We start from the raw sequence: 16,118 nt of genomic DNA on the forward strand, positions 1-16,118 counted from the left end.
GGCAGTTGTTGCGGCACTTAATCGTTGACGAGCGCCACGCGGTCGCCTCGTCACGACGTGCGCACATCCGGCCGACAGCGGTTTGCCCCGCGGTTGCGACATGCGAATACGCCGACGGCGCTGATGGCATACAGCAGGTGACCAACCGGTATCGTTGAGGCAATCATGCTTGTACTTGCTGTCGACACCGCGACGCCTGCCGTTACAGCAGGACTGGTGGAACTGGAGCAGGCCGCCACACAGCCGCAGGTCCGCACTCTCGCCTCCCGGGTGACCGTGGACGCGCGCGCCCACAACGAGGTGCTCACTCCGCAGATTCTGGCCTGCCTCGAGGAGGCCGACCGCACGCGCACCGATATCGGGGCTGTCGTGGTGGGTATCGGCCCCGGCCCGTTCACGGGCCTGCGGGTGGGAATGGCGACCGCCGCCGCCTTCGGTGACGCCCTGGGCCTGCCGGTGCACGGCGTCTGCAGTCTCGACGCCATCGCCGCGGAGGCATGGCCCGAGGTCCCGGCCGGTCAGGACGAGAGCTCCGGCGCCGAATTGCTCGTGGTGACCGACGCCCGCCGCCGCGAGGTGTACTGGGCGCGGTATCGCCGCGGCGGCCGCGTCGACGGTCCCGGTGTGTGCAAACCGGTCGATCTGGATTCCGGGGATGCGACCGCGATCGCCGGATCACCCTCGCACGTGGACTTTTTCGATCTTCCGGTGCTGCCGGTGGAGACCCCGTCGGCGGCGGGGCTGGTGCGGTGTGCCGCCCACGACATCCTCGCGCGCGCGACGCCGCAGCCGCTGGTCCCGCTGTATCTGCGCCGACCCGATGCGGTCGAACGCAGCTATCAGGCGGTGCGATGAGTACCGAATCCTCGCCGGTGGTCCATATCGAACCGATGGGCCCGGCCGATATCGCGCGCTGCGTGGAATTGGAACTGCTGCTGTTCCCGGAGGACGATCCCTGGCAGGACGTGGCCTTCCGCTCGGAGCTGGCCGGTTCGCACAATCGCTATCTGGTGGCGCGTGACGACGCGGGGCGCATGCTCGGGTACGCGGGCATCGCGCTGCTGGGCACGCCCGACCATCCCGAGGCCGAGATTCACACCATCGGTGTCGATCCGGACGTACACCGCGGCGGCATCGGGACCGCCCTGTTGCGCGCGTTGCTGGCCGAGGCCGGGCGGCGCGGTGGGCCGGTCTTCCTCGAGGTGCGCACCGACAATGCCCCGGCCATCGCGCTCTACGAGAAGCACGGCTTCCACATCATCGGCCTGCGCAAGAGCTACTACCAGCCCAGCGGCGCCGACGCGTTCACCATGCGCCGCCCGGCGGTGACCGGATTCCCGCACCCGGGCGTCGAGCGCGCCCACGACTCCGAGGTCCTGTCATGATCGTCCTGGGTGTCGAAAGTTCCTGTGACGAAACCGGTGTCGGCATCGTGCGCCGCCATCCGGACGGCACCTGCGAACTACTCGCCGACGAGGTCGCCTCCAGCGTCGATCAGCACGCGCGGTTCGGTGGCGTGGTTCCCGAGATCGCCTCGCGCGCCCATCTCGAGGCCATCGTGCCCGCCATGCGGCGTGCGCTGTCGACGGCCGGGATCGCCAAGCCGGATGCGCTGGCGGTCACCATCGGGCCGGGCCTGGCCGGTGCGCTGCTGGTGGGCGTGGCGGCCGCGAAAGCCTATGCGGCGGCCTGGGATATCCCCCTGTACGCGTTGAACCATCTCGGCGGGCATGTCGCCGTCGACACTCTCGAACACGGACCGATGCCGCCGTGCGTGGCCCTGCTGGTCTCCGGCGGGCATACCCATCTGCTGCACGTGACCGATCTGGCCGAGCCGATCGTCGAACTCGGCAGCACCGTCGACGATGCCGCCGGCGAGGCGTTCGACAAGGTGGCGCGGCTGTTGGACCTCGGCTTCCCGGGCGGTCCGGCGCTGGATGCCGCTGCGGTCCACGGTGATCCGGCCGCGATCGCATTCCCGCGCGGGATGACCGGGCCGCGTGATCCGCGCTACGACTTTTCCTTCTCCGGTCTCAAGACCGCCGTCGCCCGCTACGTCGAGGCGGCCCAGCGCAACGGGACCGAACTGCCGATCCCCGATATCGCGGCCTCGTTCCAGGAGGCGGTGGCCGACGTGCTGACCATGAAGGCCGTGCGCGCGGCGCAGGATGTCGGTGTGGACACGCTCGTGCTCGGTGGCGGCGCGACCGCCAACTCCCGGATCCGGTCGATGGCCGAAGAGCGGTGCGCGGCCGCCGGTCTGACCCTGCGGGTGCCGAAGCCGCGCTTGTGCACCGACAACGGCGTCATGATCGCCACCCTGGGCGCCCACGTGATCGCGGGCGGCGCCGAACCGTCTCCGCTGACGGTCGCGACCGACCCGGGTCTTTCGGTGTCCACCAGCCAGATTCGCTGAGGCCGTCCCGAAAAGGATTCCGCCGGCTCAGTTCTGGGGCTGAACGGTCGTGCTGGGCGTTGTCGGCTGCCCGGAGGGAGTGGATTCACCCGGCTCGGCGGACTGGGCCGGGTCGGTCTCCGCAGACCCGGAACTCGAGTGCGGCGGTACCGGAATTCGGGTGCTGCCCGGCTTGGTCGGCGCGGCCCCCTGGGTGGGACTGTCCGGTGTGGTCGTCTCGGGCGTAACCGGTTGCGGCGTGGTGGTTCCCAGCAGCGGGCCGAGCAGGTGCGGCAGGTTGGGCAGCGGGATCTGCGGCAGATTCGGATCCGGCCGCAGGACCGGCGCGCTGGTCGTCGGCGTGATCGGCGGCACCTGATCGGCATGGGTGGTCGGCAGCGAGCTGCCCGGCGACGTGCCGGGTGCCGAACTGCCGGGCTGGGTGGAGCTCGTCGGGGGATGCTCGGTCCGGCTCTGCCCGGTGCCGTCCGTCGATGTACCCGTGGGCATCGGGGACGACGCGGGCGAAGTGGTCAGCTGAGTACCGGTCGTCCCCGCCGGGGTCACATCCTGGTGGGCGGTCGGCACGAGCTCCTTGACGCCGTAGCCGACCACGAGACCGACCACCACGACCGCACCGACGAGGGTGCCGATCAGTTTGGTGAAGGTTCCGGCCGATCCGTCGCTACCGAGCGCGATCGGGGAGAAGGTCGAGGGCTGGGCCGAATCGGCCACCAGCGCCGCGCCTTTCGCGGTCACCGCCTCCGGCTCCGGAACCGAGACCACCGGAATGTCGAGCAGTGCGTCGAGTCCCTCGACCAGCGAGGCGATATTGGCGCCGCCGCCGATGATCGCCACTGCCTCCGGGGATTTCGGCGCTCGTGCGAAGACCGCGCGGGCGTAGACGGCCGCCTCGTGCAGCAGATCGGCGATCAGTTCACCGAAATCGGCGCGGGTCAGCTTCAGCGGCTGCCCGGCGACGTGATCGATGGTCACCGCCGGGGCGATGGACAGATGCTCCTTGGCGGCCCGGCTGCGATTGATCAGCATGGTCCGGTTGGGCCGGGTGCCCCTGCGGGCGAAATGGCAGTCCAGCAGATGGTGATAGATCAGCTCGTCCACCGCGGCGCCACTGATCGTCTCGGTGCGCTCCGAACGCAGCACGGTGTCGTCGGCCAGATCGGCCACGGTGACCGTCGTACCGGAGGCACCGAGGTCGATCACGGCCACCGTCTCGTAGCGGTCGAGGAGGCCGGTCTCGCGCAAATAGGTGAGTGCCGCAGTACTTTCGGGGATGAGCTGCACATCCCGGCGCTGCTTGCCGATCGCGGCGCGAATCGCCATCGCCTGCTCACGATCGCGGTAGGCGACCGCGATGGCCCCGGCCGGGACGGGCTGGGTCTGGGGCGCCGAGGCGCCGGGCGTGTGCGTGCCGACCCGGTGCAGGTAGTCGCGGGGCATCTGCGTGGTCATCAGCTCGATCGACGAGGCGACCAGATCACCCGGATCGGAATGTGCCACATCCGCCGACACGACGCGGTAGTCGAATTTCTGGGCGCCGTTGGGCGTGGTGGTGACGACGGCCGAGCAGACGACCTCGTTCCCGGCGGAGATACCGAGGGATGTTCGCATGTTCACCTCCCTTCTCGAGCTGGTCGAGCGGACGGCCTTGGTGGAACCGACCATCTCGAACGGACATCACGGGCATCCGCTGTGCGGCGAATACTCCGCGCGCGGATCGGGGCGGGTCTTCCTCCGTCGGGGGCGGTCCGGTGAGGCGCCATTCCGTCAGGCTTTCGGTCCCATCAGGTGCGATCCGTTTTCAGGGTCGGGACCGGCCGTCGATCACGTGCGGTCTTGTTCTCGTCTCAGGTGTGCGCGAGGTTGTCGCGCGAGTGGGTGAAGCTGTGGTACTCAACGGATCGCGTGACGGTTACGGCCGATGGACGCGCCGTAACGACACAACTGTCGTACGGCATGACCGATCACGGAACCGTCTTACATACTGTCACAATCCGTTATCCGAACGTTACAGATTTTTCGGAGCAATTGCCACGCCCTCGGGCGTGTCGCGTTGTCAGCACTGCCCACCCTTGAGCGCTGGCACTCTCGTGTATAGAGTGCTAGTCGGCACTGGTTGTGCTCAGTCAGGTGCCAGCTCGACTTTGGGCAAGGGTCCCGGCACCCGCGACGACGGGGCTGTGCGCAGGGTCGGCACGGCGGTAGTGGTAAGGCTCCACGAACGCCGCAGCAACACCGTGACCAAACCGTGAGTCCGGGGAACAGCCCCGGACGACCGAATCCCCTGAAAGTGGAGGGCTCAACGTGGCGAGCGTGAACATCAAGCCGCTCGAGGACAAGATCCTCGTCCAGGCCAACGAGGCCGAGACGACGACCGCCTCCGGCCTGGTCATTCCCGACACGGCGAAGGAGAAGCCCCAGGAGGGCACCGTCGTCGCCGTAGGACCCGGCCGGTGGGACGAGGACGGCGAGAAGCGCATTCCGCTGGATGTCAAGGAAGGCGACGTCGTCATCTACAGCAAGTACGGCGGCACCGAGATCAAGTACAACGGCGAGGAGTACCTGATCCTGTCGGCGCGCGACCTGCTGGCCGTCGTCGACAAGTGATGACCGACCGATGACCCACGCGGCCGTCGCGATCCGGATCGCACCGTAACGATCACTGCCCCGGTGTCCCACGCATGGGCGCCGGGGCAGTGATCGTTGTGGCCCGGGATCGTCGAGGTCGCTGCTCCAGGCCGCGGGTCGTCGCAGGCCCGTCCACCACTCCCACCCCAAGGACATCTCAACCATGGCAAAGCAGATCGAGTTCGACGAGAAGGCTCGTCGGGCAATGGAACGCGGCGTCGACAAGCTGGCCGACGCCGTCAAGGTCACCCTCGGCCCGCGCGGCCGGCACGTGGTGCTGGCCAAGGCGTTCGGCGGCCCCACCGTCACCAACGACGGCGTCACCATCGCGCGCGACATCGACCTCGAGGATCCGTTCGAGAACCTCGGCGCGCAGCTGGTCAAGAGCGTCGCCACCAAGACCAACGACGTCGCCGGCGACGGCACCACCACCGCCACCGTGCTGGCGCAGGCCCTCATCAAGGGCGGCCTCAAGAACCTCGCCGCCGGCGCCAACCCGATCGGCCTCGGCGCCGGCATGAGCAAGGCCGCCGACGTCGTGTCGGAGGCGCTGCTGGCCGCCGCGAAGCCGGTCTCCGGCGAGAAGGCCATCGCCCAGGTCGCCACCGTCTCCTCGCGCGACGAGGAAATCGGCGAAATGGTCGGCAAGGCCCTGACCACCGTCGGCAAGGACGGCGTCGTCACCGTCGAGGAGTCCTCCACGGTCAGCACCGACCTGGAGATCACCGAAGGCGTGCAGTTCGACAAGGGCTACCTGTCGGGCTACTTCGTCACCGACCCCGACAAGCAGGAAGCCGTCCTCGAGGACGTCCAGGTGCTGCTGCACCGGGAGAAGATCAGCTCGCTGCCCGACTTCCTGCCGCTGCTCGAGAAGATCGCCGAATCCGGCAAGCCGGTGCTGATCATCGCCGAGGACATCGAGGGCGAGGCGCTGTCCACCCTGGTCGTCAACGCCATCCGCAAGACCCTCAAGGTCGTCGCGGTCAAGGCGCCGTTCTTCGGTGACCGCCGCAAGGCGTTCCTCGACGACCTGGCCGTCGTCACCGGTGGCACCGTGATCAACCCCGACCTGGGCATCAGCCTGCGCGAGGCCGGTCTGGACCTGCTCGGCCACGCCCGCCGCGTGGTCGTCACCAAGGACGAGACCACCATCGTCGACGGCGCCGGCACCCAGGAGGCCATCGACGCCCGCGTCGCGCAGCTGCGCGGCGAGATCGAGGCCACCGACTCCGACTGGGACCGCGAGAAGCTGGAGGAGCGGCTGGCCAAGCTGTCCGGCGGCGTCGCGGTCATCAAAGTCGGTGCGGCCACCGAAACCGCGCTCAAGGAGCGCAAGTACCGGGTCGAGGACGCGGTCAGCGCGGCCAAGGCCGCGGTCGAGGAGGGCATCGTCTCCGGCGGTGGTACCGCGCTGGTGCAGGCGGCGACCAAGCTGATCGAACTGCGCGACTCGCTGACCGGTGACCAGGCCATCGGCGTCGAGGTCGTGCGGCAGGCGCTGCGGGCGCCGCTGTACTGGATCGCCACCAACGCCGGTATCGACGGCGCGGTCGTGGTCAGCAAGGTCAGCGAGGGCAAGGACGGCTTCAACGCCGCCACCCTGACCTACGGCGACCTGATCACCGACGGCGTCGTCGACCCGGTCAAGGTCACCCGCTCCGCGGTCCTCAACGCCACCTCCGTGGCGCGCATGGTGCTCACCACCGAGAGCGCCGTGGTCGACAAGCCGGCCGAGGACGAGGCCGATAACCACCACGGCCACGCGCACTGAGTTATCGAAGCGGGCGGCGGGGCTGTGTCGAATTCGCGGCTCCGCCGCGGTGGCCCCCTAGGGCTCGTCGATCGGCACCCGTTGCTTGCTCCTTCGTCGCGTACGCAACGGGCACCGATCGACGAGCCGGGCCGCAACCCGTCGGGGTTGGGTCGGCCCGCAACCCGGCGAGATTGGGTCGGGCCCGAGTCTCGGTGAGATTGGGTCGGGCCTGAGTCTCGGTGACGGGAGCCTTGTGACCGCAACGGCCCGTTCACGTTCGAAACGTGAACGGGCCGTTGGCGTTTTCGTGAGGGGGCTGCGGGTGGATACTCGCTGGAGCGTTGCGCCTACCTCGAGGCTCGGTTGAGGCCGGAGCTCAGTGGAGACCGGTGGGACCGGCTTCCTCACCGTTGCGGTGAGCGGGGGGACGAATGTGTCGTGCGGCGGGGGCGTGATCGTCGGCGATCGCGGCCAGGAGTCGGGTACGGAGGGTGGCGGGTGGCTGGACGGCCGACGCCGAGGCGAACAGGGTAAGAGCTTCTCTGGTCAGTTGCACTTCCGTGTCGAAGTCCGCGCGCAGTACGGGGTCGCCGGAGTCGAACAGCTCCTGCACCGCGCGCTGGTCCTCGTCGCCGATCGATCCGAGCGCGACCGTATGCGCGAGATCGATCTGGCTCTCGTTCATCTCACGTCACTCCCAAACTCTTTTTCAGTCGTGTCAATCCGTCCCGAATCCGGGACTTGACGGTCGGTAACCCTACTCCGAGGTAGGCAGCCACCTCGGCATACGTCCGGCCGCCGAAATACGCCAGCGAGATGGCCTCGCGCTGGGTTTCGGTGAGGGTGGCGAGGCTCTCGCGTACGGCCTGCTGTTCGAATCGGCGGCCGACTTCCTCGGTGACCTCGTCGAACTCGTGGCCGAGGGTCGCGGTGCCGTAGGTGACCTCACGCTGGGCGTGCGCCTGTTCGGCGCGGACGCGGTCGACGGCGCGCCGATGCGCGAGCGTCATCAGCCAGGTCACGGCCGAACCCTTGGCCGGGTCGAAATTGGCTGCGGTGCGCCAGATCTGGAGGTAGACCTCCTGGGTCGTCTCCTCCGCGTAACCGGAATCGTGGAGGACACGCAGCACCAGTCCGAATACCCGGGCGCACGTGCGGTCGTACAGCTCGGCGAATGCTTGCTGATCGGACCGGCCGCAGCGCACCAGAAGTGCCGCCAGCTCGATACTTTCGCTTGCGCGTGCCGTGATCGCAGAGTCCACACTCGGTGTGGCCACCCGACCGTCCCCGATGGATCCTTGGAACGAGTCGTCCTCTGCGGCCGGCGGCCGCGTTGTCACAACGCTCCATTCTGTGTCATCGGCCACTACCGTAGCGCGTCGCTATGACCTCCTTCCAGGTGGGGTGCGTCGGGCAACGCACCTGTAGCCCAGCGGATTTCGCGCGTAAGACGACACGCCGAGGAGTGTGCGGAGACACGCCGGGACACGCCGATGACTTTCACGAAACGCTGGGGCTTGGGTGCGGCTGTTGGTCAACATGCGGCAGGCGAATCGGCGGTGGCCGAGAACCTGCGCCTGTACCGGTGTCGCCGGCCACGTTCAGTGGCCGGGTGTTTGCTAGGTATTCGGCGCCCCAGCTGGTTCGGATCGGTCGGGTGCGACCGAATTTCGCGAGCGCCGGTCAGACGGCCATCCGGCGGCGGTTGCGCCGGGCGTGGAGCTCGCGTTCGGTCTCCGACATGCCGCCCCAGATGCCGTACGGCTCACTGACCTTCAGGGCGTGGCTGCGGCACTGCATGAGCACCGGGCAGGTCCGGCAGATCTCCTTGGCGCGCAACTCCCGCTGGGTGCGCGCGCGGCCGCGCTCGCCGTCGGGATGGAAGAAGACGGAGGAGTCCACACCGCGGCACGAGCCGCGCATCTGCCAATCCCAGATGTCGGCGTTGGGACCGGGGAGGTGGGTGGGCATGGGCATGGTGAACTCCTCATGGTGCGAGCTCGTCGGCGTTGTCGAGCGGTGCTTGTCAGCAGCGGTCTGTCCGGACCCTGGGCGGGGGCGACAGTGACCTCGCCGAGATCGGGCTCGGACCGTATCGCCGATCTCCGGCGATCGCAGTACGCGGTCGCCGCAATTTCGCGCGGCGCCGACGACGGCGATGAAGTACGTTAGGTCGCGCAGTGAAATCACGTCAATAGATACGTCGACAGTGATCGCAATTCCGGCAGATCTCAGATTTAACCCGCACACTGTTTACTTTCCGGACCGGGAAAGCGATACTGACCGGTTGACTTGTTTCGCGAGTATTGCGACGTGTCCGTGGATTTCCGCGTTTTCCCAGTTCACGGGGTGTTTAGCAGAAGAAAAGATCTGTCGTACTTGCCAACGCTGGGGAGTGTGATATGTGATGTGGCACACTGGCCTCGTGCGCGCGGAAGAAGTCCGGATGGCCGCGTCGGGGCGTGCAGGTTAATAATCCGAAAAGCGTGCGAATTCTGCTTCGGTGCGCCGGCGGTTAGCTCGTTGCAGATTTACCTGATGGAAACACGGCGCCTCCGATTTTCGCTGAGAAGTAGCCCGTATGCGGTGCGGAGCGCGGGCCGCCTCCGGATAAGGTGCGCTGGTGTTGGATTTGTCCCCGGGAGTGGACGGGTTGCTGGACCCCGGGCCCGCCGCCGTACTGGCCGACGCGGCGTTCGGCGGCCGCCCCGGCATCGCGCTCGCGGATCTGCCCGTCGCCGCCGATCCCGCCGGAACCCGGTTGCGGGCAATCGTCCTCGGTGGTCGGGGGTGGTATGCGGCCGCGCGCACCGAATTGCTCCGGGCTGCCCGGTTGACCAGGGATCCGGTATTCCGCTCGCTCGTGGCCTCCACCGAGGCGTCGCTGCTCCGTCAACTCGGCTGGCACGCGCGCGCCGCGATCCTGGACGGACGGGCGGCGGCGCTGGTCGCGAACCTGCCGGTGGTGGGTGCCGCCGATCCGATGCGCGTTGCGGCGGTCTGCGACGCGCTGACCGGATTGGCCGCGGACGCACTCGGTACCGGGCAGCCGCAGGTGTCCGCGCGGTTGCTGCGGCGCTGTCGCGGCGAACTGGATCGCGCGCCCACGGACCTGCGGACGCTGGTGCGCTGGCACTGGGTAAGCGCCGAAACCGCCCTCGCCGCACCCGGTCTGGGACTGGTCGCCGAGCCGGCGTCGACGCACGCCGAGGCGGCGGTGGGCGCGGCCGAGCGGATGGGATCGGTTCGGCATCAAGTGAAGTCGCGGCTACTGCTGGCCGCTGCGGCGGCGGCCGAGGGTGACATCGATCGCAGTCGCGCCGGTGCCGAGCTGGTTGATTCTCTCTGCGCCGCACACGGATTGCTGCCGCTGCGCTGGGCCGCCGCGATGTTGCGGTCGGGGGTGTGCGAGCCGGCCGAGGCCCGCCGCGCAGCGGCCGAAGCCGCTGTGTTCGCGAGCATTCTGGCTGGTCGGGGCGGTCGGCTGCGGATCGGGACGGAAATCGGGGAGCAGTGATCCCCCATGTTGTCCGACTCACATAGCTGAGCCGCTATTGTTGGTTTCGTTCCACCGACCGGTGGAAGCACCGGTCGAAATCCGGCCGTGCCACTTGTAACGCCAGGAATATCTCTGACGATGACGCACTCGGGCGAGGAGTTGGACGCCGCCGTAGCTGCTGCAGCTCAGGGCGACCGTTCGGCTTTAGCCCAGGTACTGGAAATCATCCGCCCGCTGGTAGTTCGTTATTGCCGTGCGCGGATCGGTTCCGCGGAGCGTGGGCAGCTCTCCGCGGACGACGTGGCGCAGGAGGTCTGCTTGGCTGTGATGACCGCCCTGCCGCGTTACCAGGACCAGGGGCGGCCGTTCATGGCTTTCGTGTACGGAATCGCCTCGCACAAGGTCGCCGACGCACATCGCAACGCCGCCCGTAACAAGGCGGACGCGATGGCCGAAGTACCAGATGTCATATCCACCGACCAGGGGCCGGAGCAGCGCGCTCTCGAATCCGAAACGAGCCGGCAGATGAACAGTCTGCTGGCCACGCTACCGGAGAAGCATCGAGAGATCCTGATCCTGCGTTTGGTCATGGGTTTGTCAGCAGAAGAAACTGCTGTCGCCGTGGGCAGTACGGCGGGAGCTATACGAGTGGCTCAGCATCGGGCGCTCGCGAAACTCAAGTCACAAGTGGCGAGGGCAGGTGAAATGTATGGCTAGGGATGGCGAGCGCGGTCGGGGCGACTGGAAGGCGCGGCTTGGATCGCCGAACAGCGGTCCCTATGCCGAGGCATCCGGGGAGTCCGGTGACTCCGGGCCGGTGGATATCGCAGCGGTCCGACGCGACGATGCGCTGATCGACGCCATCGCAGGCGACGGTCCCGTAGCGACCGACAGTGCCGAGGAGTATCAACTCGCGAGCCTGCTCGCGAATTGGCGAGCCGATATCGTCGACACTCCGATGCCGGCCGGTCCCGATCTGGACGCCGTGGTAGCGGCCGTCAACCAGGAGATCGGAGCGCGGGAGGCGAGGGTCAACGCCCATCGCCGCGGCAGATTGCGATTGGTACGTCCGCTGATGGGCGCCGCGGCCGCGGTCGCGGTGATCGCCGGCGGGACGACGGCCTTCTCCTACGGCGCGCAGCCGGGTGATCCGTTGTGGCGGGTGAAGGAGGTCGTGTTCAGCCAGCAGGCGCAGACCACGATCGCCCAGCGCGCCGACGACGATATGACCAAGGCACAGGCGCTGATCGACCAGGGACACCCCGAACAGGCCAAGGCACTGTTGGAGAGCGCATCCACCAACACGACTCAGGTCGACGACAACTCGCGCAAGCAGGATCTGCAGGTGCGCTGGCAGCACATGCTGGATCAGCTGAAGACCACCGCACCCGAGGTGGCCGCCGCGCTGGAGTCGCTGGAGCCGAAGGCGAATACGACGCCGACCACCCCGACAGTGGTCGCGCCGACGACGCCGGGACAGTCTGCCAATCCAGGGCAGCGCGAGAGCACCGGCTCCAAGCCGAGCACCCCGGGCCCGGAGATCATGCGCAGCCAGACCGCGCCCGAAACCGGTGCGAGCGGTTCCGGACCGGGAACGCCGGGCACCGAGCCGGGGAGCGGTTCCAAGCCGCCGACGAACCAGCAGCAGCAACCACCGACGACTGCCGAGCCGCCGACGAACCAGCCGCCGACTCAGCAGCAGCCGCCGACCAACGAGCAGCCACCCACACACGAACAGCCGCCGACGAACCAGCCCACCGCCAATCCGCCGACCACCATCGGCGGAGGGGCGGTGGTCCCGCCGACGCAGCCGCAGCAGACGGTGGCCCCGGTCCATCCGTCGGTGCCCTCGGTGCCGACGGTGGTCGTGCCGCCGGCCGGTGGGGGATTGCACACCGGCATCAACTAGAACCGCATATCCGATACGAGAACCGATCGCCGATCCCGGCGGTCGGATTCGTGTTTTCAGGGGTTTTCGGGGAGAAGTGCGCGCGGTACGTCGCGGCAGAAGTGTGGAAATTCACACGCCGAAAGCGCGCGCGGCTGTGCCGAGCCGAGCGCTACGCGGCGAAGGGTCAGGCGTCGAAACCGTCGAATCCGTCGCCGTGCAGGGCTTCGTTCATCGAGGCATCCGCATATCCGCGGCAGTAGTCCCACGTCACGTAGGCCTCCGGCGTCGGATCGTATGCGGGCTCGTGCGGGCGGACCGTGCCGTCGACCAGCAGTTGCAGCAGGTTGGCGCGCAGCATGTCCCAATCGTGGTAGTGGTCCTGCCGGCAATCCTCACAGCTCACCACGAGACCGCGGATGCCCCGGTGGGACAGCAGCGCCTCGTACACCGCAAGATCGGCGAGATCCTCTTCGACCGCTAGGCGCTCATGGGGGTCCAGCGGCTCCCCAGGCTCAATGGCATCGAGCGCGGCCGACGGGTCGGAGGGATCTCCGGCGAAGGGGTCCGGCGGCAGGCCAGGTGGTAGATGGTCACGCACAATCCCACGGTACGCAGAACCACCCCCTCCGCGCCAGCGCTGAAGGCATTTTGACGCGCTTGTTGCGCGGCTGTCACCCTCGTCCACCACTGTGTCGGAGGCGACGAGGTCGCCCCCACAGGCGGCCGATACCATGGATACACAGGCGCCGGGTCGCACGCTTCGGCTCCACCATCCATCAGCTGTTCTCGATCGGTACCGAGGTCCCGGAATGCCGGGCCGGAGTGCCGTATCGGTGCTTTCGAGGTCCAGGAGGGGTCGATCAGATGAGTAGTCCCGTGATGGGCGAACGAGCCGTCCGCCCGCATACGGGTGGTGACGATCCGAACAAGATCGCCATGCTCGGCCTCACGTTCGACGACGTGCTGTTGCTGCCGGCCGCTTCCGATCTGATCCCCAGCTCGGTCGAGACCTCCAGCCGGTTGACCCGCGAGATCACGCTGCGCACCCCGCTGGTGAGTTCGGCGATGGATACCGTCACCGAGGCGCGGATGGCGATCGCCATGGCCCGCGCCGGAGGTATGGGCGTCTTGCACCGCAATCTGTCGGCCGCCGATCAGGCCGCGCAGGTGGAGACGGTGAAGCGGTCCGAGGCCGGAATGGTCACCGATCCGGTCACCTGCCGCCCGACCGACACCCTCGCCGAGGTCGACGCGATGTGCGCGCGGTTCCGGATCTCGGGTCTGCCCGTGGTGGACGAGACCGGTGCGCTGGTCGGCATCATCACCAACCGGGACATGCGTTTCGAGGTCGACCAGAACCGCCGGGTCGCCGACGTGATGACCAAGGCGCCGCTGATCACCGCCCAGGAGGGCGTCACCGCCGAGGCCGCGCTCGGTCTGCTGCGCCGGCACAAGATCGAGAAGCTGCCGATCGTCGACGGCAACGGCCGCCTGCGCGGGCTGATCACCGTCAAGGACTTCGTCAAGACCGACCAGTACCCGAACGCGACCAAGGATCGCGACGGCCGTCTGCTGGTCGGCGCCGCGGTGGGTGTCGGCGAGGACTCCTGGTCGCGCGCGATGAGCCTGGCCGATGCCGGGGTCGACGTGCTGATCGTCGATACCGCGCACGGCCATCAGGCCCAGGTGCTGCAGATGGTCGCCAAGGTCAAGAACGAGGTCGGCGACCGGATCCAGGTCGTCGGCGGCAATATCGCCACCCGCGAGGGTGCGGCGGCGCTGGTCGAGGCCGGCGCCGACGCGGTCAAGGTGGGTGTCGGTCCCGGCTCGATCTGCACCACTCGCGTGGTCGCCGGTGTCGGAGCCCCGCAGATCACCGCGATTCTCGAGGCCGTGGCCGCGTGCCGCGCGGCCGACGTGCCGGTGATCGCCGACGGCGGTATCCAGTTCTCCGGTGACGTGGCCAAGGCCATCGCCGCCGGTGCGTCGACGGTCATGCTCGGCTCGCTGCTAGCCGGTACCGCCGAATCCCCGGGCGAACTGATCCTGGTGGGCGGCAAGCAGTTCAAGAGCTACCGCGGCATGGGTTCGCTGGGCGCCATGCAGGGACGCGGACAGGGCAAGTCCTACTCCAAGGACCGCTACTTCCAGGACGACGTGCTGGCCGAGGACAAGCTGGTGCCCGAGGGCATCGAAGGGCGGGTGCCCTTCCGCGGTCCGGTGAACCAGGTCATCCACCAGTTGGTGGGCGGTCTGCGGGCGGCCATGGGCTACACCGGTTCCCAGTCGATCGCCGACCTGCAGCAGGCGCAGTTCGTGCAGATCACCGCGGCGGGTCTCAAGGAGAGCCACCCGCACGACATCACGATGACGGTCGAGGCACCGAACTACACCGGCCGCGGCAAGTAGGAGCCGGGGCGAGGGCGACGAAGTCCTCGCCACGGCAACACGGTTGGCTCGCCGCTGTGTCGCGGGTGACGGAAATGCTTCCGGGACAAGGCATGTCATCGCGACGTGTCGGCCCAACGCGGTCCTGGGATACCGGTCGGTCGTGTCGACGCGTGACCGCGCCCGGCCCGTCCCGATGCCCGCGGTCCGACACGGACCGCCCCCGGCGTATGGCGTACGCCGGGAGCTGGGAGGATGGACGCGCGTCGGCGTGAGATCGCCGCGACGTCGTGGCGCCGGCGCGCGAGTTCGTCGCACACACCGGCGTGGCAGAACACACTAAGGAGAGACATCAGTGCGGGACATGGTCGAGATCGGGATGGGTCGGACCGCCCGGCGTACCTATGAGCTGGACGATGTCGACATCGTCCCCTCGCGGCGCACCCGGTCGTCGAAGCAGGTGTCGCTGGCATGGCAGCTGGATGCCTACCGATTCGACATCCCCGTGGTCGCGCATCCGACCGATGCGCTGGTGTCGCCGGAATTCGCGATCGAACTGGGCCGCCTCGGCGGACTGGGCGTCATCAACGGCGAGGGACTGTGGGCCCGGCACGCCGATGTGAGCGCACGCATCGAGCAGCTGGTCGAGGTGGCCGAGCACAAGGGTCCCGAGGCCGCGGTCGAACTGCTGCAGGAACTGCACGCCGCGCCGATGCAGCCCGACCTGCTGGCCGCCGCGGTCGCGCAGGTGCGCGCCGCCGGAGTGACGGTCGCGGTGCGGGTGAGCCCCCAGAACGCGCGCGCCCTGACCCCGAGTCTGGTGCAGGCCGGGGTCGACCTGCTGGTCGTCCACGGCACCATCATCTCCGCCGAACACGTCGGCGGCGCGAGCGCGGTGCCGGTCGAAGATTCCGGCTCGTCGGTGGAACCGCTGAACCTCAAGACCTTCATCGCTGAACTGGACGTGCCGGTCGTGGCCGGTGGCGTCAGCGATCACCGCACCGCCCTGCATCTGATGCGCACCGGCGCCGCCGGCGTGATCGTCGGTTACGGCTCGATGCCCGGCGCCACCACCACCGGTGAGGTGCTCGGTATCGGCGTCCCGATGGCGACCGCGATCGCGGACGCCGCCGCGGCCCGCCGCGACTACCTCGACGAGACCGGCGGTCGCTACGTCCACGTGATCGCCGACGGCGACATCGTCTCCTCCGGCCAACTGGCCAAGGCCATCGCCTGTGGTGCCGACGCGGCGATGCTGGGTGTGCCGCTCGCGCTGGCCCAGGAAGCGCCCGGCCGCGGCTGGTACTGGCCCTCGGCGGCCGCGCATCCGTCGGTCCCGCGCGGCGCGCTGCTGCAGTTCGCCGAGCCGGACGAGCAGCCGGTGCTGGAGAAGGTGTTGTACGGACCGTCCAGCGATCCGTGGGGGTCGGTGAATCTCGTTGGCGGCCTGCGTCGTTCGATGGCCAAGGCCGGATACTGCGATCTGAAGGAATTCCAGCGGGTCGGTCTCAGCGTGCGGGCCTGAGATCGTACGCGGCGGCCC

15 protein-coding genes are annotated in these 16,118 nt (G+C 68.3%); 10 read left to right on the forward strand and 5 right to left on the reverse strand.

The features are described 5' to 3' along the window. The first annotated feature begins 165 nt into the window (after positions 1–165). From tsaB to tsaD, 3 genes are read left to right on the forward strand one after another with little or no spacing between them, the layout of a single operon-like run. Entirely contained in the window at positions 166–855 is a 690-nt protein-coding gene (tsaB, locus tag IG65_RS0104315; protein ID WP_030513502.1) for a tRNA (adenosine(37)-N6)-threonylcarbamoyltransferase complex dimerization subunit type 1 TsaB, read from the forward strand. Continuing rightward, a complete protein-coding gene (gene rimI / locus IG65_RS0104320) occupies positions 852–1,385 on the forward strand; it encodes a ribosomal protein S18-alanine N-acetyltransferase (protein WP_030513503.1) in 534 nt (177 codons plus the stop codon). The genes tsaB and rimI overlap by 4 nt, the downstream gene beginning before the upstream one ends. Beyond that, positions 1,382–2,416: a tRNA (adenosine(37)-N6)-threonylcarbamoyltransferase complex transferase subunit TsaD gene (tsaD, locus tag IG65_RS0104325; RefSeq protein WP_030513504.1), complete on the forward strand. Its 1,035-nt coding sequence runs from the start codon at positions 1,382–1,384 to the stop codon at positions 2,414–2,416. Before rimI ends, tsaD begins: the two co-directional genes overlap by 4 nt. A gap of 27 nt (positions 2,417–2,443) precedes the next feature. Here tsaD and IG65_RS0104330 read toward each other — a convergent pair whose 3' ends face one another. Beyond that, positions 2,444–4,027: an Hsp70 family protein gene (locus tag IG65_RS0104330; RefSeq protein ID WP_156055480.1), complete on the reverse strand. Its 1,584-nt coding sequence runs from the start codon at positions 4,025–4,027 to the stop codon at positions 2,444–2,446. 693 nt (positions 4,028–4,720) lie between these two features. Between IG65_RS0104330 and groES the strand changes: the two genes are divergently transcribed. Together groES and groL are read left to right on the forward strand one after the other, a co-directional pair. After that, positions 4,721–5,023, forward strand: a complete 303-nt coding sequence (groES, locus tag IG65_RS0104335; protein WP_030513506.1) for a co-chaperone GroES — start codon at positions 4,721–4,723, stop codon at positions 5,021–5,023. Positions 5,024–5,207: 184 nt separating this feature from the next. Beyond that, complete coding sequence (gene groL / locus IG65_RS0104340) at positions 5,208–6,815, forward strand: chaperonin GroEL (RefSeq protein ID WP_030513507.1); 1,608 nt, start codon at positions 5,208–5,210, stop codon at positions 6,813–6,815. A gap of 358 nt (positions 6,816–7,173) precedes the next feature. Here the strand turns inward: groL and IG65_RS0104345 are convergent, their stop codons facing one another. From IG65_RS0104345 to IG65_RS0104355, 3 genes are all read right to left on the reverse strand, one after another. Next, positions 7,174–7,482, reverse strand: coding sequence for a hypothetical protein (locus IG65_RS0104345; RefSeq protein ID WP_231509050.1), 309 nt, complete (start codon positions 7,480–7,482; stop codon positions 7,174–7,176). A 1-nt stretch (position 7,483) separates the two neighbouring features. Further along, positions 7,484–8,059 (reverse strand): sigma-70 family RNA polymerase sigma factor, encoded by a 576-nt coding sequence (locus IG65_RS0104350; protein ID WP_030513509.1) that lies wholly within the window; start codon positions 8,057–8,059, stop codon positions 7,484–7,486. A 421-nt stretch (positions 8,060–8,480) separates the two neighbouring features. After that, positions 8,481–8,774, reverse strand: coding sequence for a WhiB family transcriptional regulator (locus tag IG65_RS0104355; RefSeq protein ID WP_030513510.1), 294 nt, complete (start codon positions 8,772–8,774; stop codon positions 8,481–8,483). 646 nt (positions 8,775–9,420) lie between these two features. Here IG65_RS0104355 and IG65_RS0104360 point away from each other — a divergent pair. The 3 genes from IG65_RS0104360 to IG65_RS34365 all read left to right on the forward strand — a co-directional run bounded on the left by IG65_RS0104360 (position 9,421) and on the right by IG65_RS34365 (position 12,205). Continuing rightward, positions 9,421–10,314, forward strand: coding sequence for a hypothetical protein (locus IG65_RS0104360; RefSeq protein ID WP_231509051.1), 894 nt, complete (start codon positions 9,421–9,423; stop codon positions 10,312–10,314). A 120-nt stretch (positions 10,315–10,434) separates the two neighbouring features. Then, positions 10,435–11,013 carry a sigma-70 family RNA polymerase sigma factor gene (locus IG65_RS0104365; RefSeq protein ID WP_030513512.1) on the forward strand — a complete coding sequence of 193 codons (579 nt, stop codon included), beginning with the start codon at positions 10,435–10,437 and terminating at the stop codon, positions 11,011–11,013. Beyond that, a complete protein-coding gene (locus IG65_RS34365; RefSeq protein ID WP_081879248.1) occupies positions 11,006–12,205 on the forward strand; it encodes an anti-sigma-D factor RsdA in 1,200 nt (399 codons plus the stop codon). Before IG65_RS0104365 ends, IG65_RS34365 begins: the two co-directional genes overlap by 8 nt. A gap of 166 nt (positions 12,206–12,371) precedes the next feature. Here the strand turns inward: IG65_RS34365 and IG65_RS0104375 are convergent, their stop codons facing one another. Beyond that, positions 12,372–12,785 carry a DUF5319 domain-containing protein gene (locus IG65_RS0104375; protein WP_025347353.1) on the reverse strand — a complete coding sequence of 138 codons (414 nt, stop codon included), beginning with the start codon at positions 12,783–12,785 and terminating at the stop codon, positions 12,372–12,374. 266 nt (positions 12,786–13,051) lie between these two features. Between IG65_RS0104375 and guaB the strand changes: the two genes are divergently transcribed. Further along, a complete protein-coding gene (gene guaB / locus IG65_RS0104380) occupies positions 13,052–14,596 on the forward strand; it encodes an IMP dehydrogenase (protein ID WP_227463190.1) in 1,545 nt (514 codons plus the stop codon). A gap of 334 nt (positions 14,597–14,930) precedes the next feature. Next, positions 14,931–16,100, forward strand: coding sequence for a GuaB3 family IMP dehydrogenase-related protein (locus IG65_RS0104385; RefSeq protein WP_030513515.1), 1,170 nt, complete (start codon positions 14,931–14,933; stop codon positions 16,098–16,100). The last annotated feature ends 18 nt before the right edge of the window (positions 16,101–16,118 follow it).

Source organism: Nocardia sp. NRRL WC-3656 (genome assembly GCF_000720265.1).
Lineage (GTDB): Bacteria > Actinomycetota > Actinomycetes > Mycobacteriales > Mycobacteriaceae > Nocardia > Nocardia nova.

Coding starts and splice junctions, on each gene's coding strand:
- tsaB (WP_030513502.1), top strand. CDS start 166: ATGCTTGTACTTGCTGTCGACACCGCGACGCCTGCCGTTACAGCAGGA.
- rimI (WP_030513503.1), top strand. CDS start 852: ATGAGTACCGAATCCTCGCCGGTGGTCCATATCGAACCGATGGGCCCG.
- tsaD (WP_030513504.1), top strand. CDS start 1,382: ATGATCGTCCTGGGTGTCGAAAGTTCCTGTGACGAAACCGGTGTCGGC.
- IG65_RS0104330 (WP_156055480.1), bottom strand. CDS start 4,027: ATGCGAACATCCCTCGGTATCTCCGCCGGGAACGAGGTCGTCTGCTCG.
- groL (WP_030513507.1), top strand. CDS start 5,208: ATGGCAAAGCAGATCGAGTTCGACGAGAAGGCTCGTCGGGCAATGGAA.
- IG65_RS0104345 (WP_231509050.1), bottom strand. CDS start 7,482: ATGAACGAGAGCCAGATCGATCTCGCGCATACGGTCGCGCTCGGATCG.
- IG65_RS0104355 (WP_030513510.1), bottom strand. CDS start 8,774: ATGCCCATGCCCACCCACCTCCCCGGTCCCAACGCCGACATCTGGGAT.
- IG65_RS0104365 (WP_030513512.1), top strand. CDS start 10,435: ATGACGCACTCGGGCGAGGAGTTGGACGCCGCCGTAGCTGCTGCAGCT.
- IG65_RS34365 (WP_081879248.1), top strand. CDS start 11,006: ATGGCTAGGGATGGCGAGCGCGGTCGGGGCGACTGGAAGGCGCGGCTT.
- guaB (WP_227463190.1), top strand. CDS start 13,052: ATGAGTAGTCCCGTGATGGGCGAACGAGCCGTCCGCCCGCATACGGGT.